The sequence below is a fragment of the Paraburkholderia sprentiae WSM5005 genome (assembly GCF_001865575.2).
GTDB lineage: Bacteria > Pseudomonadota > Gammaproteobacteria > Burkholderiales > Burkholderiaceae > Paraburkholderia > Paraburkholderia sprentiae.
Genome location: NZ_CP017562.2, coordinates 974,223 through 994,602 on the forward strand (window position 1 = coordinate 974,223; position 20,380 = coordinate 994,602).

Annotated in this window: 19 protein-coding genes; 13 read left to right on the forward strand and 6 right to left on the reverse strand. The window is 64.9% G+C overall.

The genetic code is table 11. The features are described 5' to 3' along the window. The first annotated feature begins 47 nt into the window (after positions 1–47). Entirely contained in the window at positions 48–326 is a 279-nt protein-coding gene (locus BJG93_RS21245; RefSeq protein WP_027196219.1) for a hypothetical protein, read from the forward strand. A gap of 144 nt (positions 327–470) precedes the next feature. Here BJG93_RS21245 and BJG93_RS21250 read toward each other — a convergent pair whose 3' ends face one another. The 4 genes from BJG93_RS21250 to BJG93_RS21265 all read right to left on the reverse strand — a co-directional run bounded on the left by BJG93_RS21250 (position 471) and on the right by BJG93_RS21265 (position 4,666). Continuing rightward, on the reverse strand, positions 471–1,307 hold the full coding sequence (locus BJG93_RS21250) for a siderophore-interacting protein (protein ID WP_027196220.1): 837 nt from the start codon (positions 1,305–1,307) through the stop codon (positions 471–473). Between the two features lie 61 nt (positions 1,308–1,368). Next, a complete protein-coding gene (locus BJG93_RS21255) occupies positions 1,369–2,181 on the reverse strand; it encodes a PadR family transcriptional regulator (protein WP_027196221.1) in 813 nt (270 codons plus the stop codon). A 150-nt stretch (positions 2,182–2,331) separates the two neighbouring features. Next, positions 2,332–2,607 carry a hypothetical protein gene (locus tag BJG93_RS21260; RefSeq protein WP_027196222.1) on the reverse strand — a complete coding sequence of 92 codons (276 nt, stop codon included), beginning with the start codon at positions 2,605–2,607 and terminating at the stop codon, positions 2,332–2,334. A gap of 457 nt (positions 2,608–3,064) precedes the next feature. Then, on the reverse strand, positions 3,065–4,666 hold the full coding sequence (locus BJG93_RS21265) for a DHA2 family efflux MFS transporter permease subunit (protein ID WP_027196223.1): 1,602 nt from the start codon (positions 4,664–4,666) through the stop codon (positions 3,065–3,067). A 285-nt stretch (positions 4,667–4,951) separates the two neighbouring features. Here BJG93_RS21265 and BJG93_RS21270 point away from each other — a divergent pair, with 285 nt between their 5' ends. The 3 genes from BJG93_RS21270 (at position 4,952) to BJG93_RS21280 (ending at position 8,060) form a co-directional block, all read left to right on the forward strand. Beyond that, positions 4,952–5,638: an alpha/beta hydrolase gene (locus BJG93_RS21270; RefSeq protein WP_027196224.1), complete on the forward strand. Its 687-nt coding sequence runs from the start codon at positions 4,952–4,954 to the stop codon at positions 5,636–5,638. Between the two features lie 187 nt (positions 5,639–5,825). Further along, positions 5,826–6,878 carry a rod shape-determining protein gene (gene mreB / locus BJG93_RS21275; protein ID WP_027196225.1) on the forward strand — a complete coding sequence of 351 codons (1,053 nt, stop codon included), beginning with the start codon at positions 5,826–5,828 and terminating at the stop codon, positions 6,876–6,878. 321 nt (positions 6,879–7,199) lie between these two features. After that, the gene (locus BJG93_RS21280; protein ID WP_174566122.1) at positions 7,200–8,060 is read left to right on the forward strand and encodes an alpha/beta fold hydrolase; all 861 of its coding nucleotides are present in this window, start codon (positions 7,200–7,202) and stop codon (positions 8,058–8,060) included. Between the two features lie 66 nt (positions 8,061–8,126). On the opposite strand, the gene BJG93_RS21285 is transcribed toward BJG93_RS21280, so the two are convergent. After that, the gene (locus tag BJG93_RS21285) at positions 8,127–8,528 is read right to left on the reverse strand and encodes a hypothetical protein (protein WP_027196227.1); all 402 of its coding nucleotides are present in this window, start codon (positions 8,526–8,528) and stop codon (positions 8,127–8,129) included. A 372-nt stretch (positions 8,529–8,900) separates the two neighbouring features. Here BJG93_RS21285 and gltA point away from each other — a divergent pair, with 372 nt between their 5' ends. The 6 genes from gltA to BJG93_RS21315 all read left to right on the forward strand — a co-directional run bounded on the left by gltA (position 8,901) and on the right by BJG93_RS21315 (position 16,639). Then, positions 8,901–10,199: a citrate synthase gene (gene gltA / locus BJG93_RS21290; protein ID WP_027196228.1), complete on the forward strand. Its 1,299-nt coding sequence runs from the start codon at positions 8,901–8,903 to the stop codon at positions 10,197–10,199. A 298-nt stretch (positions 10,200–10,497) separates the two neighbouring features. Continuing rightward, positions 10,498–12,777, forward strand: a complete 2,280-nt coding sequence (locus BJG93_RS21295; RefSeq protein WP_027196229.1) for an amylo-alpha-1,6-glucosidase — start codon at positions 10,498–10,500, stop codon at positions 12,775–12,777. A gap of 154 nt (positions 12,778–12,931) precedes the next feature. Next, positions 12,932–13,576 carry a lysozyme inhibitor LprI family protein gene (locus BJG93_RS21300; RefSeq protein WP_051374310.1) on the forward strand — a complete coding sequence of 215 codons (645 nt, stop codon included), beginning with the start codon at positions 12,932–12,934 and terminating at the stop codon, positions 13,574–13,576. 111 nt (positions 13,577–13,687) lie between these two features. Continuing rightward, positions 13,688–14,542 carry a MurR/RpiR family transcriptional regulator gene (locus tag BJG93_RS21305; RefSeq protein ID WP_027196231.1) on the forward strand — a complete coding sequence of 285 codons (855 nt, stop codon included), beginning with the start codon at positions 13,688–13,690 and terminating at the stop codon, positions 14,540–14,542. A 182-nt stretch (positions 14,543–14,724) separates the two neighbouring features. Next, a complete protein-coding gene (locus BJG93_RS21310) occupies positions 14,725–16,053 on the forward strand; it encodes an aspartate aminotransferase family protein (protein ID WP_027196232.1) in 1,329 nt (442 codons plus the stop codon). 31 nt (positions 16,054–16,084) lie between these two features. Further along, entirely contained in the window at positions 16,085–16,639 is a 555-nt protein-coding gene (locus BJG93_RS21315) for a carboxymuconolactone decarboxylase family protein (protein WP_027196233.1), read from the forward strand. A 116-nt stretch (positions 16,640–16,755) separates the two neighbouring features. Here the strand turns inward: BJG93_RS21315 and BJG93_RS21320 are convergent, their stop codons facing one another. Beyond that, positions 16,756–17,064 carry a DUF4148 domain-containing protein gene (locus tag BJG93_RS21320; RefSeq protein ID WP_027196234.1) on the reverse strand — a complete coding sequence of 103 codons (309 nt, stop codon included), beginning with the start codon at positions 17,062–17,064 and terminating at the stop codon, positions 16,756–16,758. Positions 17,065–17,385: 321 nt separating this feature from the next. Between BJG93_RS21320 and BJG93_RS21325 the strand changes: the two genes are divergently transcribed. The 3 genes from BJG93_RS21325 (at position 17,386) to BJG93_RS21335 (ending at position 20,220) form a co-directional block, all read left to right on the forward strand. Next, positions 17,386–17,811 (forward strand): OsmC family protein, encoded by a 426-nt coding sequence (locus tag BJG93_RS21325; protein WP_027196235.1) that lies wholly within the window; start codon positions 17,386–17,388, stop codon positions 17,809–17,811. 189 nt (positions 17,812–18,000) lie between these two features. Further along, a complete protein-coding gene (locus BJG93_RS21330) occupies positions 18,001–18,630 on the forward strand; it encodes a TetR/AcrR family transcriptional regulator (protein ID WP_027196236.1) in 630 nt (209 codons plus the stop codon). 45 nt (positions 18,631–18,675) lie between these two features. Continuing rightward, positions 18,676–20,220, forward strand: coding sequence for an MFS transporter (locus tag BJG93_RS21335; protein ID WP_027196237.1), 1,545 nt, complete (start codon positions 18,676–18,678; stop codon positions 20,218–20,220). Positions 20,221–20,380 lie beyond the last annotated feature (160 nt).

Consider the following 20,380-nt stretch of genomic DNA (forward strand, 5'->3'; position numbering starts at 1 on the left):
GCGCGTCGGCGCGCCCGCTCGAACTTTTTGAAGATGGAGACATTTCGATGACGAAACGAATTCTGGCCGGGATCGTGGTGGGGTTGATCTCGGTGAGCAGTCACGCGCAGTTGAGCCAGTTGTTCCAGTCGGCGAAGGAACAGGTCACGCAGGCGGCGACAACGCAGCTTTCCCAAGGCGTGCGCTCGGCGACCGACGACGCGGTGCAGACGACGTCGACGCATGCGCACAAAGCCATTGAGTCGGTGCACTCGCCGTCGTCAGCGTCCACGACGTCCGCAACCGCGCAGGCGGGCGACGCGACGCTGGGCGAAACGCGCAGGTAGCGCGCTCACGGGGGAAGGCTTGCGTGGCGCGGGGGCCGCGCAAGCCGCTCACACCGGGGCTCGGGTGAAGTGCTCGCGCACCTCGGTTTCCTTTGGTCGTGTCGTTCATGCGCCGCTAGTGCCGCTCGCCAAGCGAGCGGACGCTCAGTCGTCGATCGTTTCGTGGACAGCGACCGCGCCCTGTTTCCAGTAGCTGGCCGCGCGAATCCGCGCCTTGTCGACGCCGCGCTCGCCGCACAGATGCTGACGCACCGCGCGGATCGCCGCCGCTTCGCCGGCGGCCCACACATAGCCTTCGCCGTTCACCGGCAGCCAGGTATCGCGCACCGCGTGCAACAGCGCTTCGCTGCGCGCGCCGGTCCGGGTGTCGGCTTCGCCGCGATAGCACCAGACGAGGTGCAGCTCGGCCTGGGTCGCGAATTCGAGGCGCGCCGACGGATCGGCGACTTCGATTACCGCGGCGACGCGTGTGCCGGCCGGCAACTCTTCGAGACGGCGCGCGATCGCGGGCAGCGCGGTGTCGTCGCCGATCAGCAGATGCCAATCGAAGCCGGTCGGAATCACCAGCGAGCCGCGCGGGCCGCCGACGCCCAGATATTGGCCCACCTTCGCCTGCGCGGCCCACGTCGCGGCCGGACCCGCATCGTGCATCGCGAATTCGATGTCGAGCTCGCGGGCGTCGCGATCGAAACGGCGCGGCGTGAAATCGCGCGCCGTCGGCCGCTTGCCTTCCGCGAACACCGGGCCGTCGGGGCCGGCTTGCGGCAGCGTCGGTTTGTCGGCGCCCGGTTCGGGGAAAAAGACCTTGATGTGATCGTCGAACGACGCGGAAACGAAGTCGTGCAGATCGTCGCCGGTCAGGGTCACGCGAATCAGGTGCGGCGTCAGCGCGCGCACCTGCTTGACCTGCAGCAGACGAAACTTCAACGGATGCCGCACGCGATGCACGGCGAGATCGGGGCGATTGGATTGTTCTTGCATCAGGGTGGTGCTCCAGTTCGGTTCGGGAGGACGCGCGGGTTGTCTCGTGAACGAGCGCGCGCTATAGGGCGGTAGGCTCGCCGTCGGTGGCCTTTGCGTTGTCACCGTCGTCGCCGCCTTCGATCTGTTTGGCCGCGCGCAGCAGGATCGCGGCGATGCGGCGCTGCTCGTCGGCTGGTGCGTTGTCTCGGCGCAGCAGCGCGCTCTTTAGTGCGCGGCGCGCTTCGTTCAGTTCTGGCACCCAGCCACCTTCACTGACATCGGCCGGCGCTTCGCCGGCAAACGCGCGACGCACGGAATCCATCTTGCGTGCGATATGGGAGAGCCGAGCCAGCATCAGCTCGACGCGCTCGCGGTTCGCGGCCAGATATTCGCGGCCCGCCTCCGCCAGCTCGTAGCGTTTGCGATTGCCTTCGAGCTGCACCGTCACGTAGCCGAGTTCCTCCAGGTAGGTCAGCGCCGGGTAGACCATGCCGGGGCTCGGGCTGTAGAAACCGTTCGAGCGCGCTTCGAGCGCCTTGATCAGCTCGTAGCCGTGGCTCGGCTGCGTGTCGATCAACGACAGCAGCAACAGTTGCAGATCGTCGGAGCTGAATTTGCGGCCGCGCGGGAAAGCTTCGCCGTCGCCGCCGAAGCCACCCGGCGCGCCGCCGAAACCACCGTAGCCCCCATGACCGCCATGACCGCCGTGACCGCCGAAGCGTGAGCCACGGCCGCCGAAGCGACGCTCGTGGTGGCGGCCGAACGAGTGAAGCAAGACGTAGAGCAGGAAGCGGTGGCGGGTATCGGGCGACGCGAAGGCCGCACGGCGTAGGCCGGCGTGACAACGGTCGTGCGTGCCGCGCGGGCTGGAAGAATGATGAGGATGATGCATCTCGGAATCTCGCATGGATGTCGTAAGATGCATCTTAAGATATATATCTTAAGATAGTCTGTCAAACTCTTTTTGCGATGGAGGGGCGCACGACAGAGTTCTGCGGGAACCTAAGACTCGCGCGAAGCGAGGGCCCTCAGGGCATCAGAGTTACGCCCCCACGGCTTTTAACGCTCCTTGATTCGCCAGCAGGGCATCGATAAGAGCACGAGCCTTGCGGTCGACGCACGTGAGAGCAACACTTTCCGACTCGTAGGTCACGGCATCGGCTAACTCACCGGTGACGTGCTGTTTTCGTGTCCTCATACGCAACGACCACGTGACGCGATATGTCAACGCGATTCCATCGGATAGACGGGCCGTCCGCGGCTCGATGTGCGCTTCGATGACGAATCCGCGATAACGCCCGACAATGTGATGTTTCATTGAATGACTTCACCGTTTTTCGAGCATGGTCGTGACAACGGTCGTGCGTGTCCCTGACTTGCTGAATGATCAGACCGCCATGCGGCCTATCCCCATCGGGACGGCGCTGGCCCGGCGGAAACACGTGTCACGTGCCGTCGGCATGTCGAAAGAAGAAGGGTGAAAACGCACCGGTCGGCCGATGAGAACGCAGCGATCGGTTACTCGCCATGATTTCCCTCGTGATGCACGATGATTCGATGCTATGGCGACGAATGTGTGGGTCCAATCGGCGCCGGCCGGAATGTCGGCTCAGGAATCGCTGATTTCAGTCGTCAGGACTTCCTGAATCGGAGCCGGCATGCAGAACGGCATTCAAGTTCTCGCGACGCGTTCGGCCCCACGCCGGCGCGCGATTTCCGCTGACGCGGCCTCCCGGCGACCGCGCGAATCTCACGGCCGCGCGTACCGAGCCGCGTCAATGCGCGCCGGCCGCATCCGACCCACCACCGCCCTTGCCCGGCCGCGTGATCCAGATCAGCGGAATGATCAGCACGAAGATGATCGCCGAGACAAAGAAGATGTCGTTCAGGCCCATCATCGCGGCCTGGGTGTTCACGGTGAAATCGAACAACGCATGCGCCGATTGCGTATTGAGCCGCAGCAGCGACTGCGTAGTGTCGATCTGCTGCGTGAACAGCGGGTTGTCGACCGACGCCTGCTCAGTGATCCGCGCATGATGCAGTATCGTGCGGTTGTTCCATGCGGTACCCGCGATCGAGGTGCCGACCGCGCCGCAAAACACCCGCACGAAATTCGACAGACCCGCCGCCGCCGGAATCCGGTGCTGCGGCTGACCTGCGAGGATGATCGCCGTCAGCGGCACGAAGAACAGCGCCATCGGAATGCCTTGCAGCAGCGTCGGCAGCACCAGGTGCCACGTGTCGATCTCGATCACGTACTTCGAGCGCATGTAGAACACGATCGCGAAGCCGACGAACGCAACCGTCGAGATCACGCGCGCATCCGAGCGCGGCAGCACGCGGCCGAGCACCGGCGCAAGAATGATCGCGAAGACGCCGAGCGGTGCGGTGACGAGACCGGCGTCGACCGAGCGGTAGTTCAGATACTCCTGCATCCATTGCGGCAGCAGCACGAGGTTGCCGAAGAACACGCCGTAGGCGATCGAAATCGCGATGGTGCCGCCGAGGAAATTGCGCTGCCCAAAGAGCCGCAGATCGACGATCGGGTGCTCCTCGGTTAGCTCCCATACGAGGAAAAACGCGAAGCTGATCAGTGCGACGAGGCCGAGAATCGAGATGACCGGCGACGAGAACCAGTCGAGGTCCTTGCCCTTGTCGAGCATGATCTGCAACGACGCGACCCACGTGATCAGCAGACCGAGGCCGACCACGTCGATCGGCGGACGGCGGGTCGGCGATTCACGGGTGCGGTAGATCATCCACGTGACACTCGCCGCGAACAGGCCGACCGGAATGTTGATGTAGAAGATCCACGACCAGCTGTAACTGTCCGTGATCCAGCCGCCCAGCAGCGGGCCGGCGATCGGGCCGACGGTGGCGGTCATCGCCCACAGCGCGAGCGCGGTCGACGATTTCTCTTTCGGATACGAGCCGAGCAGGATCGCTTGCGACAGCGGAATCAGCGGGCCGGCCACCGCGCCCTGGAAAACCCGCGCGAGCAGCAGGATCGGCAGCGTCGGCGCGATGCCGCACAGCCATGACGCGAGCGTGAACGAGAGAATCGCGCCGACGAACAGCTTCACCTGGCCGATGCGCTGCGTAAGCCAGCCGGTCAGCGGAATCGCCACCGCGTTGGCCGCCGCGAACACGGTGATGACCCACGTGCCTTCGTCGACCGATACACCGAGGTTGCCGGAAATGGTCGGAATCGCGACGTTCGCGATCGACGTATCGAGCACGTTCATGAACGTGGCGAGCGCGACCGCGAACGTCGCGAGCACCAGCCGGCCGCCTTCGAGAGGCGCGGGCGGCGCCGGTGGCGCGGGAGGCTGAGGCGGCGGCGACGCGGAATTAGGCGCGGCGGTAGGCTGGCTCAAACGGTGTTCTCCGGATGGGTTGCAGCGGACAGTGCGGACGGTGTGGGGACGAACGGCGAGGGCGCGCGATTCGCAATGCATGCTCAGCGCGGGGTGCCGCGCACGACGCGCCGCGGCGGCGGCCCGTCGATGCGCAAAAGCATACCTGCAATCGCCCGCCGGCGTCGGCCACAGCCGCGGCCCGTGGTGCTTGCGCCGACGCGAGCGCGGCGCGCGGCGTATGCTCGCGGCTAAGGCTGAGTCACCCGGGCCGGAACACGAAACCACGGAAAAAAGGACACCACCATGAGCTGGCAGGAATTCGAACACGGCTGGCGGCGCGCGCCGCAAGACGCATCGCAGCGCACGTCGAACGATGCGCCCGCTTCGAGTCTGGTCGTGCTGATGCACGGCGTCGGCAGCAACGCGCGCGATCTGATGCCGCTCGCGGACATCTGGAGCGAGGACCTGCCCGGCACGGCGTTCGTGTCGCTCGATGGCACCGATCCGTTCGATGGCGGCTTCGGCGGCCGCCAGTGGTTTAGCCTGCGCGACGTCAACGAGGCGAACCGCGAGGCGCGCGTCGCCGCCGCCTATACGGCGCTGCGCCGCGTGCTCGATGCCGAACTCGCGCATTGGCGGTTGTCTTTCGACCGGCTTGCGCTCGTCGGCTTCTCGCAAGGTTCGATCATGGCGCTGCATCACGTCGCGTCGAGCGCGGAGGGCGCGGCGGGCGTCGTGGCGTATTCGGGGCGGCTCGCCTCGCCCATCGTGTCGTCGAATCGCGCGACGCGGCTCACGCTGGTCCACGGCGAGGACGACCAGGTGATCCCGGTGCGCGAACTCGAAGCCGCGGCCGAAGCGCTCGACGAAGCCGGCTACCCGGTCGACGCCTACGTGCTGCCCGGCGTCGGCCACACGATCACCGCCGACGGGGTCGCGCTCGGCCGTGACGCACTGGAACGCGCTCTGGGTGCACTGTCGCGCGATTGACACAACCTCAACAGAAAGTAAGCCTAAAGATTCTGATGGACTTGCCGTCATACGGGCAATAGCTTGAAAATCACCCCCGCCGCGCGGGAAGCGCAACGCCCCGCCGGGCGTGTCGCGCGGCTTCGGGGTACCGGGGGCGCATTTCCACCGCCCAAGACGGCGGATAACGACACATCAGAGCCTGCATATGGCCACACCGACGCCGCATTACCCGCTCTTCGAGCGACTGTTCCGCCACGCCGTGGCGGTCGATCTCGGCACGGCCAACACGCTCATCTATACCGACGACGGCGGCATCGTGCTGAACCAGCCGTCCGTCGTGTGCTTCGAGAAACAGCCCACGAGCGGATCGAAACGGATCGCCGCGATCGGCGTCGAGGCGCACCAGCTGCTCGGCCGCGCGCCGCGCAATCTGGAAGCGGTGCGGCCGATGCGCCACGGCGTCATCGCCAATTTCTCCGCCGCCGAACGAATGATCAAACAATTCGTCGACATGGCACGGCCGCGCTCGCTATTCAGCCGGCGCGCGGCATTCACGCTGTGCGTGCCGGCCGCGGCGACCCACGTCGAGCGCCGCGCGATCCGCGAAGCGGCCGAGGCGGCCGGCGCGTGGAAGGTCAGTCTGATCGGCGAATCGCTTGCGTCCGCGCTCGGCGCGGGCCTGCCGGTACGCGACGCGACCGGCTCGATGGTGGTCGACATCGGTGGCGGCACCACCGAGGTCGGCGTGCTCGCGCTGGGTGGCACCGCGTATAGCGGCTCGGTGCGCGTTGGCGGCGACAATTTCGACGCGGCGATCATCAGCTACGTGCGCAATCTGTACGGCGTACTGCTCGGCGAGCAGACCGCCGAGCACGTGAAGCGAAACATCGGCTCGGCCGTCCACGACGTGCCGCTCGAGCAGATGAACGCGACCGGTCGCAGCGTCGACGACGGCCTGCCGCGCACGGTGCAACTGAGCAATCGCGATATCGCCGAGGCGATCGAAGGCCCGCTGCGTCAGGTGATCGGCGCGGTCAAACGCGGGCTCGAAATGGCGCCCGCCGAACTCGTGACGGACATCGCGCACAACGGCATCGTGCTGACCGGTGGCGGTGCGCTACTCAGCCATCTGGGGCGGCGTTTGAGCGAGGAAATCGGCCTCGACGTGCGCGTCGCCGACGAACCGCTGACCTGCGCGGTGCGCGGCGCGGGCGCGGCGGCCGCGGCGGGCTGGGTGGACGAGGTTGGGGGCGCGTGAGCGGTGGATAGGGGCTTCACTGCGGGTCCGCAAAAACCCCGGCGTTCGGTGGCTGGGTAAACGGGCTGCTGTTCGATCGACGCTGACAAACACACTCAATTAACGAACGCGGCCGCGAACAGAAGCGGCCAGCGTTGCCGCCGCAGCGCTCGCTACGCGTCAGTGGTTTCATCAAGACGCCTGCCCAACGCGTCGCTGCCGCTTATGTGACAATGCGCATCGCGTCCCGATTTTCAGGACACCGGTACGCTCATTTCCCAATGCCTGTCGCCGGCTTCCCTCGCATTCGCGCGCCGATGCCGCGCTGTCCGTCTATCACCTGTGAATCAATCCGTTCCCGCTTCGTCGCTGTCGTCATCGCCATCCTTCATCGATCTGCGCAGCGGCTTGCGCATGCCTTACGTCGAAGCCGGCGAAGGTGGGTTGCTGCTGTTCGTGCACGGCTCGCTGTGCGATTACCGTTACTGGCAGCCGCAGCTAGCCGGTCTGTCGCAGCGCTATCGCTGCGTCGCGGTCAGTCTCACGCATTACTGGCCGGTGACCGATAGCGCGGCGGACCTGCCGTTCAGCTGGAGCGTCCACGCGGACGAAGTGGCGGAATTCATCGATCGTTTCGGCGCGGGGCCCGCGCATGTAGTCGGGCATTCGCGCGGCGGTTGCGTCGCCTATCATTTCGCGCGACGCCATCCGGAACGCGTGCGCACGCTGACGCTCGCCGATCCGGGCGGCCCGCTGCAGATCGCCGGACGTCCGCCCACGCGCCTGCCGGAGACGGTCAACGCATTGCGCGCGAAAGCGGCCCAGCTGATCGAAAGCGGCAAGGTCGAAGCAGGCTTGCAACTGTTCGTCGATTCGGTGAGCCGCCCCGGCTTCTGGACGATGAGCACGCCGGGTTTTCGCCGCATGGCGACCGACAACGCGCACACGCTTGCGCGGCAATTCCGCGATCCGCTGCCCGCGTACGTGCCCGAGGACGCGGCCGACCTGCGCTGCCCGCTGCTGCTGATCGACGGCGAGAAGAGTCCCGACATGTTCCACCGCACGGTGACGGCGTTGCAGGGATGGTTGCCGGAGGCGCGCCGCGCAACGGTACGCGGTGCGTCGCACGGCATGAACCTCGCGCATCCGTCCGCGTTCAATCGTTACGTCGATGAATTCATTCAGACGATGAGCGCGCGCTGAACGCGTGAAGCGGATGTCAACGGCAGTCGGCCTGCGCGCGCCGCCGCCGATCGCCGGTTGACTACATCAGGCCTTGCGATGCGCGTCCTTGTCGAGCGCGAGTTCGGCCGCCTCGCCGACGAGCCCGTGATAGTACAGATGCACGCCGATCGCGAGCGAGTCGTTGCGAATTTCGTGGAACACCTTCCACGCCTTCGCCGGGTCCTTGAACAGCAGATAGTGCGCTTCCTGCGCGATCAGATCCGCTACCTCATGCAGGCCGTGTCCATGCAGCACGTCGACGAGCATGTCGAGGCTGCGATGCGTGCGCGCGTCGGTGCGCGGATACAGCATGTGCAACACGGCGACGTCCTGCGTCTTCAGCGCTGCCGACAACGCGACGACGATGTCCTGATGGTTGAGCGCGGTGACGGTGTGGTCTTCGGTATGGACGTGATCCGGAAACAGCGTTTCGAGAGAGACATTCATTTCTGTTGTTCCTGCTTTTCTGGGTGATCAAAAAAGCCCGCTTCGAGTCGCGGGCCGCAAGCATTCATGCACGGACTGAGTATCGCAGATCAATCCGCACCGACGCAGGGTGCCGGCAGCAAAACATTGTTGCGGCCGGTGTTCCGACTTTCGGGCAACTTTCATTGGCTTCGCCGTGCCGACAACGAATGTTGCACACGCCGAGATGGATTGTTGCCATCAATCGACGCAATCAACGACACGCGGCCCCGTAGAATGCGCAGCGGAGCCTGAGCATGCCCGTACTTCTTCGAGAGCGCTGCTGTCGCGCCTCGCGGTACGACCGCGACGCATGCCGGCACGTGTGCGGTATCAAGCAAAAGGAAGACGTAGATGAACTCGAAGTCACACGCAACGCTGAGCTTCTCCGACAGCGACCAGACCATCGATCTGCCGATCTATCAGGGCTCGCTGGGCCCCGACGTCATCGACATCCGCAAGCTGTACGGCCAGACCGGCAAATTCACGTACGACCCGGGCTTCATGTCGACGGCGGCGTGTAATTCGGCGATCACCTACATCGACGGCGACAAGGGCGAACTGCTCTACCGCGGCTATCCGATCGACAACCTCGCGCAAAACGCCGACTTCCTCGAAACCTGTTATCTGCTGCTGAAGGGCGAACTGCCGAACGCGCAGCAGAAAGCCGAGTTCGTGAACACCGTCACGCAACACACGATGGTGCACGAGCAGATGCATTTCTTCTTCCGCGGCTTCCGTCGCGACGCGCATCCGATGGCGATTCTGGTTGCCGCGGTCGGCGCACTGTCGGCCTTCTATCACGACTCGCTCGATATCACGAACCAGCAGCACCGCGACGTATCGGCGATCCGCATGATCGCGAAGCTGCCCACGCTGGTCGCGATGGCGTACAAGTACAGCGTCGGTCAACCGTTCGTGTATCCGAAGAACGATCTGTCATACAGCGCGAACTTCATGCGCATGATGTTCGCGAATCCGGCCGAGGAGTACGAGGTCAACGACGTGCTGGTGCGCGCGCTCGACCGCATCCTGATCCTGCACGCGGACCACGAGCAGAACGCGTCGACGTCGACCGTGCGGCTCGCGGGTTCATCGGGCGCGAATCCGTTCGCATGTATCGCGGCGGGTATCGCATGTTTGTGGGGCCCGGCTCATGGCGGTGCAAACGAAGCCGCGCTGAACATGCTCGAAGAAATCGGCTCGGTCGACAACATCCCCGAATTCATCGCGAAGGTGAAGGACAAGAACTCGGGCGTGAAGCTGATGGGCTTCGGCCACCGGGTCTACAAGAACTACGACCCGCGCGCGAAGCTGATGCGCGAAACCTGCCACGAAGTGCTCGAAGAACTGGGCCTGCACGACGACCCGCTGTTCAAGCTCGCGATGGCGCTCGAAAAGATCGCGCTCGAAGACGAATACTTCGTGTCGCGCAAGCTGTATCCGAACGTCGACTTCTACTCGGGTATCGTGCAGCGCGCGCTGGGCATCCCGACGTCGATGTTCACGTGTATCTTCGCGATGGCACGTACGGTCGGCTGGATTGCGCAGTGGACCGAAATGATCGCCGATCCCGAGCAGAAGATCGGCCGTCCGCGTCAGCTGTTCGTCGGCGACACGCTGCGTGAAGCGAAGCCGCTCGCGAAGCGCTAACAGGCCGGATAGACGCCGGCAATACGTTGATTGAAGGTCCCCGACCCACGGCTCACAAGGCCGTGGGTTTTTTTGCGTTGCGCGCATTCGCGCCGCCTGCACGTCCTGTGCCACCGCAAATGCCGTCATGAAACGGCAAAAAAAGCCGAAACTCCGACACGATAAGTTCGTCTCACGCGCACAGAGCCTCTACAATCGGATCGGCCAGCGATCCGGGCGCCGGGCAACCGGGTGGCAAATCCGGGGCGGGACCCGATGTGCAACTGAACGCAGCAGCGAACCCATAGGAGCGACCTTGATACAGCAGCCAGAAGCCCTCGGCGGGCTGACTCACTCGGGCGGTGTCGATCATCGCGACGCCGAGCAGGACGGCGTCTTCATCCCGACGGAAAACCTCAACGTCGCGAGCGCCACGCAGCACGTGCTCAAGTCGGGCGACACCTTTATCGTCAACGATGCGCTCGGCGATATCACCGGTCACGACGATGGCCTGTTCGTCAACGACACGCGCGTGATGTCGCAACTGCGCCTGACCTTCGGCGGTCGCGCGCCGTCGCTGCTGTCGGGCAGCGTCAGCAGCGACAACACCACCTTCACCGCGCACCTGACCAACCGTCCGCTGCCGCCGCTCGGCGGCAGCAGCACGCCCGAAGGCGTGATCCACGTCGAACGCGTGCGCGTGCTGTCCGGTACCGTGCTCAACGAGGCGATCGAACTCACGAACTACGGCACGAGCGATGCGACCGTGCCGCTATCCATTTCGTTTTCCAGCGATTTCCGCGACATGTTCGAAGTGCGCGGCCTGAAGCGAGACAAACAGGGGCGCATCCAGCCCGCGCGTATCGAGAATCAGGAGGTGCTGCTCGGCTATGTCGGTCTCGACGACGTGGCGCGCAACGTGCAGATCGCTTTCTCGCCGCAGCCGGATAAGCTGTTCGCCGACCGCGCCGACTACACCGTCAAGCTGCCCGCGCAGGCATGCGTGTCGATCTATCTGTCGGTGGCGGTGCGCGTCGTGCCGATGACGGGCAAGCCCGGCGCCGACATTTCGAAGCCGGTACATGCGCTGAGCGAAGCGCATCTGTCGCAGATCGACGCGGAGCGGCCGCGCGTCGGCCGTGCGGCAGTACGCGCGGCATTGGTGGACGCGCACCTGGTGATGCGCGAGCGCCGCCGCGTGAGCGCGCGCGTGCGTTCGAGCAACCCGCTGTTCAACGCGTGGATCGACCGCTCGTTCGCCGATCTCGGCCTGCTGACAACCGATCTCGCCACCGGCCCGTACCCCTATGCGGGCATCCCGTGGTTCTCGACCCCGTTCGGCCGCGACGCGGTGATCACGTCGCTGCAGACGCTGTGGCTGCAGCCGCATCTCGCGGCCGGGGTGCTGCGCTTTCTCGCCGAACACCAGGCGCGCGAAAACTCGCCGTTTCGCGACGCCGCGCCGGGCAAGATCATGCACGAGATGCGCAAGGGCGAAATGGCCGCGGCCGGCGAAGTGCCGTTCGCGCTGTACTACGGCGGTGTCGACACCACACCGCTTTTCATCGTGTTGGCTGGCGCCTACGCGGCGCGCACCGGCGACCTCGCGATGATCGACGAATTGTGGCCGGCGCTCGAACGCGCAGCGCAATGGGTCGCGGGCGTGTGCGACAAGAACCGTTTCGGGCTGCTCGACTATCAGCGCGAATCCGATGGCGGCCTCGCGAATCAGGGCTGGAAGGACAGTCACGATTCGGTGTTTCATGCGGACGGGCGCTTCCCCGACGGGCCGATCGCGCTGGTCGAAGTGCAGGCCTATGCGAGCGCCGCCTTCGACACGATGGCTCACTACGCGAAGCTGCGTGGTCTGCGCGACGACGCCGCGCAATACGCGGAGCGGGCGAAGAAGATCCGCCGCTGCGTCGAGGAAAAGTACTGGATGGACGACGTCGGCTTTTACGGCATCGCGCTCGACGGTCACGGCGACCTGTGTCGCGTGATGGCATCGAACGCAGGGCATCTGCTGGCGTTCGGGCTGCCCACGCGCGAGCGCGGCGACGCGGTGGTGCGGGCGCTCGACTCGACGCTGTTTCATACCGGCTGGGGCGTGCGCACGCTGGCCGCGAGCCAGGCGCGCTTCAATCCGATGGCGTATCACAACGGCTCGGTCTGGCCGCACGACAACGCGCTATGCGCGCGCGGGCTGTCGCGTTACGGCGGTAAGGCGTCGGCCGTGAAGCTGCTGCAGGCGCTGTTCCAGGCCGCGGTCAATTTCGACATGCGTTTGCCCGAGCTGTTCTGCGGCTTCCCGCGACGCCGCGGCGAGCCGCCCACTGCCTACCCGGTCGCGTGCTTGCCGCAGGCATGGGCGGCGGGCTCGCCGTTCATGATGCTCGAGGCATGTCTAGGCATCACGATCGATGCCGAGCGCCGCGAAGTGCTGATCGAACAGCCGATGCTGCCCGACGGTATCGACTGGCTCGAGGTCAGCGATCTGCGGGTCGGCGATGCGTCGGTGTCGATTACGTTCCGCCGGATCGGCGACAAGGTGGTGGCGTCGGCGGAGCAGGGCGATGTGAGAGTGGTGGCGTTGCTTTGACGCTGCGCGCGTGGGCGGCACGTTATCTGCTACCCGGCACAGTCGATACGTAGGGTGACGCGCCGGGCGGATGCTTTGTGGCGCCTGGACTTGACACTCACATCTGGGAGGACGGGTGCATCTGGAACGACGACTTGCGGTATGGCTGCTCTCCATGGCGGCGTTGGGTTCGACCGCGGCATGGGCGAACGACATTCAGTGTGCAAGCACGCAGCAACCCGCTGAGCGCGTGATTTGCGATCACGCGATCCTGAACAACGAGTACGACGATATCTTCGCGCAGCAACAGGCTCTGCTGAGCAGCGGCAAACTTTCGTCCGCACAGCTCGCCCGGTGGCGGCAAGCGCGAAACGCCTGTATCGATGTTCACTGCGTGGATGGCGTGTTCGCCCAGTGGAAGACAATGGCCCGGTCCGTCGAAACGGTTCCGCAGGCGGCTGTGCCTGCCGTGCCTGTTTCGGAAACGGCGATGGCGCCTGTCGGTCCCAATCCGGACGCGCCTGCGGTTCCATCCGCGTCCGATCTGCCGCAGGCGTCCCAGGCCTCGCCGACATCGGAGGCTTCTCTGGTACGCCAAGGCAGTGCCGCAGGCGTGGCGCTTCCGCAGCCCGTTGCGCCGGAGGCCTCCGCGCCCGTAGCTGCGTCGGCGGCTCCTCGCGAGAGCGAATCCCGCGGCATGCCCGGCATGAGTGGCGGCCTGATCCTGGGCCTGCTCGTCGCGATCGGAATCGGTGCGTTGTTCGCGGTTCGCAACCGCGGCAGAGCGACGGCAAAGAAGACGCAAGGCAAGGACGTGTGATGAATAGCGCCTTCGAAAACTGAGCGGTTGCGCGCATTCGCTGCGTTGCAACGCGCTGACCCGGTGGTAACATTTGTTGACATCTCTCACCCCGGCGCCCCCCAACTCGACATGCCAGACAGCTTCGATCAGCTGGCCGCCCTGATCCGGGCGCGCTTCCCCGAATTGAGCCCACAGTTTCAGATGGGAGCGGGCTTCCTGCTCGATCATCCCGACGAGGTCGCGGTGTCCTCGATGCGCAAAGTGGCCGAGCGCGCGCAGGTGCAGCCCGCGTCGCTCGTGCGGCTGTCGCAGCAACTGGGTTTTCCCGGCTGGAACGAATTGCGCGATCTGTTCGTTGCGCGCGTGCGCACGCGGCCCGAGCCGTTGACGAGCCGGGCGCGCTCGATGGTCAAATCGAAAGATGCGCTCGCCAACGATCTGCTCGTCGCGCAGCAGCACAATCTCGAAACGACCGCCGCGCATAGCGGCCGCGTCATCGTCGAGGCGGCGCGGGTGTTGCGGCGCGCCCCGCACGTGCACGTGGCGGGCTTCCGTTCGTGCTATCCGGTCGCGTTCGGTCTCGTCTATGGCTACCGGCTGTTTCGTTCGTCGGTGTCGCTGCTCAACGGCGAGGCCGGCACGCTCGAAATGCAGCTGCGCACGATCGAGCGCGACAGCGCGACCGTCGTCATCAGCTTTGCGCCCTATTCGGTCGAAGCGGCGCGCGTCGCCGAGGCCGCGCTCGAAAAGGGCAGCAAGCTGATCGCCATCACCGACAGCGCCGTATCGCCGATCGCGCTGAACGCCGACAAGGTACTGATCTTCTCGCACGAAAGCCCGTCGTTCTTTCCATCGCTGGTGGCCGCCACCGCGATCGCCGAGGCGCTGGTCGCGCATCTGCTCGCGCTCGAAGGCACGGACGCGCTCGAGCAACTCGCGCTCGCCGAACAATCGCTGCATGCGAAGGGCGCGTACGTGCCCTGAGCGTTGGCCGACGCACGCCACGCGCCAACCGGTGCGATACAACATTATTTGACAACAAATGTTGTATGAGCGTATAAATACGTACCGATTGTTGAATATGCGGTCGACACCGTCATCGCGTGTGCGACGCTCGAGCCGGCCCGCGCTTCGGGGCATGCCGCGATCACCAGGAACTGAACACCATGTCCACCGTTTTCCATCGTTCTCCGAAGCAATCGTTGCCGGTGGCCGTCGCAGGCGACGGCATCGAACTCATCGACTCCACCGGCAAGCGCTATATCGACGCGTCCGGCGGCGCCGCCGTGTCATGCCTCGGGCACAGCAACCAACGCGTGATCGACGCGATCAAGCGGCAAGCGCAACAGCTGCCGTACGCGCACACCTCGTTCTTTACGACCGAGCCGGCCGAGGAACTGGCCGGCCGGCTCGTCGCGAGTGCGCCGGCCGGACTCGAACACGTGTACTTCGTGTCCGGTGGCTCGGAGGCGATCGAGGCGGCACTGAAGCTCGCGCGTCAGTATTTCGTCGAGAAGGGCGAGACACAGCGGCGTCATTTCATCGCGCGTCGGCAGAGCTATCACGGCAACACACTCGGTGCGCTCGCGATCGGCGGCAATGCATGGCGCCGGGAGCCGTTCCTGCCGATGCTGATCGAAGCGCATCACGTGAGCCCGTGCTACGCGTATCGGGAGCAGCGCGCGGACGAAACCGAAGAAGCGTTCGCGCAGCGTCTCGCCGATGAACTCGAGCAGAAGATTCTCGAACTCGGTGCGGACACGGTCGCGGCGTTCGTCGCGGAAACGGTGGTCGGCGCCACGGCGGGCGCGGTGCCGCCGGTGCGCGAATACTTCCGCAAGATTCGCGCGGTCTGCGACCGCTACGGCGTGCTGCTGATTCTCGACGAGATCATGTCGGGCATGGGTCGTACCGGCTATCTGTTCGCGTGCGAGGAGGACGGCGTGGCGCCCGACCTGCTGACCATCGCCAAAGGCCTTGGCGCGGGTTATCAGCCGATCGGCGCGACGCTCGTCAGCGAGCGCATCTATCAGACGATCGTCGGGGGCTCGGGCTTCTTCCAGCATGGCCATACCTATATCGGCCATGCGACCGCGTGCGCGGCGGCGCTCGAGGTGCAGCGCGTGATCGCGGAAGACCAGTTGCTGGCGAATGTGCAGGCGCGCGGCGAGCAGTTGCGCGGCCGGCTGCGCGAGCACTATGCGCAGCATCCGCATATCGGCGACGTGCGCGGGCGAGGGCTGTTCGTCGGCGTCGAGCTCGTCAAAGATCGCGCCAACAAAGAGCCGTTCGATGCCAAACGGAAACTTCACGCGGCGATCAAACGCGAAGCGTTCGCGCGCGGCCTGATGGTGTACCCGATGGGCGGCACCGTCGACGGCAACAGCGGCGACCATGTGCTGCTCGCGCCGCCGTTCATCTGCACGGCGCGCGATATCGACGAGATCGTCAGCCGTCTGAGCGATGCGATCGGCGCGTCGCTCGCCGCGCTCTGACATTCGACGCGTCCCCCTTGCGAGAACGATGATGACCGAGCGCTTGCCTCACTTCGATGTATCTACCGCCACGCCTGAACAGAAGGCGGTGCTCGATGAAATCCGTTCCGGCCCGCGCGGCAACCTGAACGGGCCGTTCCTTGGCTGGATCCATAGCCCGGAGCTCGCGCAGCACGCGCAGCGCCTCGGCGCGTTTTGCCGCTACCAGACCGGCCTGTCGCTGCGTCTGTCGGAACTCGCGATCCTGGTCACCGCGTCGCGCTGGCAGGCGCAGGCGGAGTGGTACATCCACTATCCGATTGCGCTGCAGGCGGGCGTCGGCGAAGCCGATGCCGAGACGATCCGCGAGGGGCGCCGTCCTGATTTCGCCGATGCCGACGACGCATTGATCTACGACTTCGCGAGCGAACTGTACGAGACGAAGCGGGTGTCGGACGCCACCTACGCGCAGGCCGTCGGGCGTTTCGGGCATGAGGTCGTGATCAATCTGGTCGGCCTGCTCGGCTACTACGCGCTGGTCGCGATGACGCTGAACGTGTTCGACATGCGCGCATTGGGACAGCAAAGCCTGCCGTTTCCCGAATAGCCTGTCGACCGACGCGCGGCTGCGCAGCAGCGCCGCGTGCGCCAACGAAAAGCCCCGGTTGCCGAACTTCGCAACCGGGGCTTTTTTACTGCGTACTGCACTAACTGCTAGCGCGCTCAGTTACCACGATACGTCGAGAACAGGCGTTGCTGCACCGTCGCCGGCGCGCCCGCGTCGGACGAGCTGGCCTTCGCGCCGCCGACATCCTGTGAAGCTTGCGCCGAAGCGGTGGCGATCGTCGAATCCTGGGGCACCGCCTTCGGATAAGTGGTGTCGTTCTGGTTCAGAAGGCCCGCCTTTTGTGCGGCGACGAGTTCAGCGCGCACCTGCGCGCGCGTGACCGGACCGTTTGCCTGCTGGGCGAACGACGCTGCGGGAACGATAAGAGCCGATGCGACGACGACTGCGGAAAGAAGCGATTTCATGATGACCTCCGGTTTGTTTAGTGACTGGATCGGCGTCAAACACGTTTCCCGATCCGTTCGAACCAGTCTATTTCTTACGAAGTCTGCAAAAAAGCCGCATTCCAGTGAAATATCGTTGCCGAAATTGAGATGGTAAGGACGGCGCTTTTCCGCGCCGGCACACGGAAGCGCCTATGATGAAATCCGGTCCACGCCCGCGCCTGCAAGCCGCGCGGCACCTGCGACCGATGCCCAGGCGCGGACACATCCGGGCGGACCGCCGTAGCGGGCATCAGCTTCGGTCGAGCAGCGTACGCGGTAAGGCACAAACAGGAGAGAGCAATGAAGCGCAAGGCATCGGCAGTCTGGCAAGGCGGCCTGCAGAACGGCAAGGGCTCGATTTCCACCGACAGCGGCGTCCTGAAGGACACTCAGTACTCGTTCTCCACCCGCTTCGCGGACGGCATCGGCACGAATCCGGAAGAGCTGATCGCGGCTGCACATGCGGGGTGTTTCTCGATGGCGTTGTCGGCGGAGCTGGGCAAGGCCAACATCACACCGGAGCGGATCGGCACCACGGCCACCGTGACGCTCGACAAGGACGGCGGCGGGTTCGCGATCACCGCGGTGCATCTCGACGTGACCGTGAAAATTCCGGGCGGCGACAAGGCCGCGTTCGACAAGGCGACCGCGGACGCGAAGGCCGGTTGCCCGGTGTCGAAAGTGCTGAATGCGACGATTACGATGGATGCGAAGCTGGAGACCTGAGCCTGCGCTGTCACTGTCAGCGCACACCGAAGCCGGCGAAGGGCCACGCCCGCCGCCGGTTTTTTCATGCGGTTGTCGAATGCATGTATAACCCCAACGCAAACAGGCCTACGGGAACACGTCCTTGATTTATTGAACGTCCAGTCATAATATCAACGAATCGACGCTAGGAATTCAAGGTCATCGCAAGTGGATCATTCGAAGCAAGCCGGGAAAAAAGCCGGCGAAACATGTCAGCGCGGCCGTCCGCGCGAATTCGACACGGACGCCGTGCTGGCGAGCGCGAGCCAGGTGTTCTGGGATCACGGCTATCACGCGACGTCGATCGACGATCTCTGCAAGGCCACCGGTCTGCTGCGCGGCAGCCTGTACGGTGTATTCGGCGACAAGCACGGCATCATGCTTGCCGCGCTGGATCATTACTCGGAAGGCGCGGTCGCGCGGCTTGCGCAGCGATTGAGCGCGTCTGCCGACCCCGCCCAGGCGCTGCGCGACGCGCTGCTGCACTACGCGCGAGTCGCCTGCGCGCTGAGCGGCCGGCGCAGTTGCTTCATTACGAACACCACGCTGGAAATGCAACCCGACGACGAGGTGCTGCGCGCGCGCGTCGCCGCGATTCAGCGCCGCATGGCAACCTTGCTCGCCGCAGCGGTGATTCGCGGTCAGGTGAGCGGCGCATTCGATTCGACGCTCGACGAAAAAGCCGTCGGCGATTTCCTACTGTGCGTGATGCAGGGTTTGCGGGTGATGGGACGGGTCGCGCATCAGGAAGATGCGCTGACCGGTATCGTCGATGTGGCGATGCGCGCGCTGGCGTAGCGCCTGACGGCGCAAATTTTTTAACTAATTTTTGAACGATCGGTCATGAAAAGAGCAACGATCAAGTCCGCTCCGGCGGCATTCGCCGAATCCGTCAACGGCGCGGGCAGCGCAGCCGGGGCCGTGACCGGTCCCGGCCCGGCGGTGGCCGGCATGGCTGCGGCGGCCAAAGCGGCACCGCCGCGCTCGCCGCGCCAGGCGCTCGCGCTCGCCGTGCTGTTCGTCGGCGCCTTTCTCGCGCCGCTCGATTACTTCATCGTCAATCTCGCCTTGCCGTCGATTCGCACCGGTCTCAATGCGAGCGACGCGCAGCTGCAACTCGTCGTATCGGCCTATGCGTCCGCCTACGCGGTACTGCTGATCACGGGCGGCCGCCTCGGCGATCTGTTCGGCCGCCGCCGCATGTTCATGACCGGCATGGCGGCTTTCGTGATCGCGTCGGCGCTGTGCGGCTTCGCGACGAGCGGCCACATGCTCGTGATCTCGCGCATCGTGCAAGGCATCGCGGCCGCGGTGATGGCGCCGCAAGTGCTCGCGACGATTCGCGCGGTCGTGCCGTTGCATCAGCAGACGCGCGTGATGAGTCTGTATGGTTTCGTGTTCGGGCTGTCGTCGATCGTCGGGCAACTCGGCGGCGGCGCGCTGATCACGTATCACCCGTTCGGGCTCGACTGGCGCGTGATCTTCCTGATCAACATCCCGGTCGGCATCGCGGCGTTTATCGGCACATGGAAGTTCGTGCCGGAGAACCAGCCGGCCACCCATACAGGCGTCGATCTGAAGGGCGTCGCGCTGCTGTCGGCGGTGCTGCTGCTCGTCATCTATCCGATGACGCATGGCCGCGAAGCCGGCTGGCCCGCGTGGACCTTCGCGATGTTTGCGCTGGCGGTGCCGGTGTTCGCGCTGTTCGTCGCGACCGAGCGGCGCGTCGAGCACGGCGGCGGCCATCCTCTCGTCGATCTGCAACTGTTTCGCAACCGCGCGTTCGCGCTCGGTCTCGTGCTCGCGTTCCTGTTCTATTGCAATAGCGCGTTCTTTCTGACCTACGGCATCTTCCTGCAGACCGGTCTGCACTGGACGCCGCTCGCGTCGGGTATCGCGATCATGCCGTTCGCGCTCGGCTTCGTGATCGGGCCGCTGACTTCACCGGCCGTGGTCAAGCGCATCGGCGCGCATGTGCTGACGCTCGGTTTCTCGATGATGACGCTGGGCTTTGCCGTGACCGGCTGGTCCGCGACCCGATCCGCAACGCCGGACCTGCTGTTCTACTGCGGGCTGGTGTGCGCGGGCGTCGGACATGGGCTGCTGTTGCCATCGATCATGCGGATCGTGCTGCAGGAGGTGGTGCCCGAGAAGGCCGGGCTTGCATCCGGAGTGGTGTCGTCGACGTTGCAGATTGGCTCCGCGTTCGGCACCGCGGCGATCAGCGGGGCGTTTTTCGGGGCGCTCGGCGGCAGCGCAGCACCCATGTCCTATGCCCAAGCATTCCAGCTGAGCCTCGCGATCAATGCCGTGCTGATGTTCGTGTGTATCGGCCTGAGCGTGCTGCTGGTGCGTCATCAACAAGCCGTGCGACGCTCAGCTGCCTAGGCAGTTTCAGATTAACTCGTTCGTAATCGTTTTCAGTGGTTGGCTGCCGGAACAAATCGTTCAATTTGAACGGAACGGTATAACCCATTGTGCGGCATTTACCGGCGATCTACTCGTTCATAGGTAATTCTGATTTAGATAAACCGGCTTGCTGCAATAA

Bases quoted from the DNA above. Each gene is read 5' to 3' on its own strand.
- gltA (WP_027196228.1), top strand. From the start codon at position 8,901: ATGAACTCGAAGTCACACGCAACGCTGAGCTTCTCCGACAGCGACCAG.
- BJG93_RS21245 (WP_027196219.1), top strand. From the start codon at position 48: ATGACGAAACGAATTCTGGCCGGGATCGTGGTGGGGTTGATCTCGGTG.
- BJG93_RS21250 (WP_027196220.1), bottom strand. From the start codon at position 1,307: ATGCAAGAACAATCCAATCGCCCCGATCTCGCCGTGCATCGCGTGCGG.
- BJG93_RS21325 (WP_027196235.1), top strand. From the start codon at position 17,386: ATGAAGCGCAAGGCATCGGCAGTCTGGCAAGGCGGCCTGCAGAACGGC.
- BJG93_RS21315 (WP_027196233.1), top strand. From the start codon at position 16,085: ATGACCGAGCGCTTGCCTCACTTCGATGTATCTACCGCCACGCCTGAA.
- BJG93_RS21320 (WP_027196234.1), bottom strand. From the start codon at position 17,064: ATGAAATCGCTTCTTTCCGCAGTCGTCGTCGCATCGGCTCTTATCGTT.
- BJG93_RS21270 (WP_027196224.1), top strand. From the start codon at position 4,952: ATGAGCTGGCAGGAATTCGAACACGGCTGGCGGCGCGCGCCGCAAGAC.
- BJG93_RS21260 (WP_027196222.1), bottom strand. From the start codon at position 2,607: ATGAAACATCACATTGTCGGGCGTTATCGCGGATTCGTCATCGAAGCG.
- mreB (WP_027196225.1), top strand. From the start codon at position 5,826: ATGGCCACACCGACGCCGCATTACCCGCTCTTCGAGCGACTGTTCCGC.
- BJG93_RS21255 (WP_027196221.1), bottom strand. From the start codon at position 2,181: ATGCATCATCCTCATCATTCTTCCAGCCCGCGCGGCACGCACGACCGT.
- BJG93_RS21300 (WP_051374310.1), top strand. From the start codon at position 12,932: ATGGCGGCGTTGGGTTCGACCGCGGCATGGGCGAACGACATTCAGTGT.
- BJG93_RS21285 (WP_027196227.1), bottom strand. From the start codon at position 8,528: ATGAATGTCTCTCTCGAAACGCTGTTTCCGGATCACGTCCATACCGAA.
- BJG93_RS21335 (WP_027196237.1), top strand. From the start codon at position 18,676: ATGAAAAGAGCAACGATCAAGTCCGCTCCGGCGGCATTCGCCGAATCC.
- BJG93_RS21310 (WP_027196232.1), top strand. From the start codon at position 14,725: ATGTCCACCGTTTTCCATCGTTCTCCGAAGCAATCGTTGCCGGTGGCC.
- BJG93_RS21305 (WP_027196231.1), top strand. From the start codon at position 13,688: ATGCCAGACAGCTTCGATCAGCTGGCCGCCCTGATCCGGGCGCGCTTC.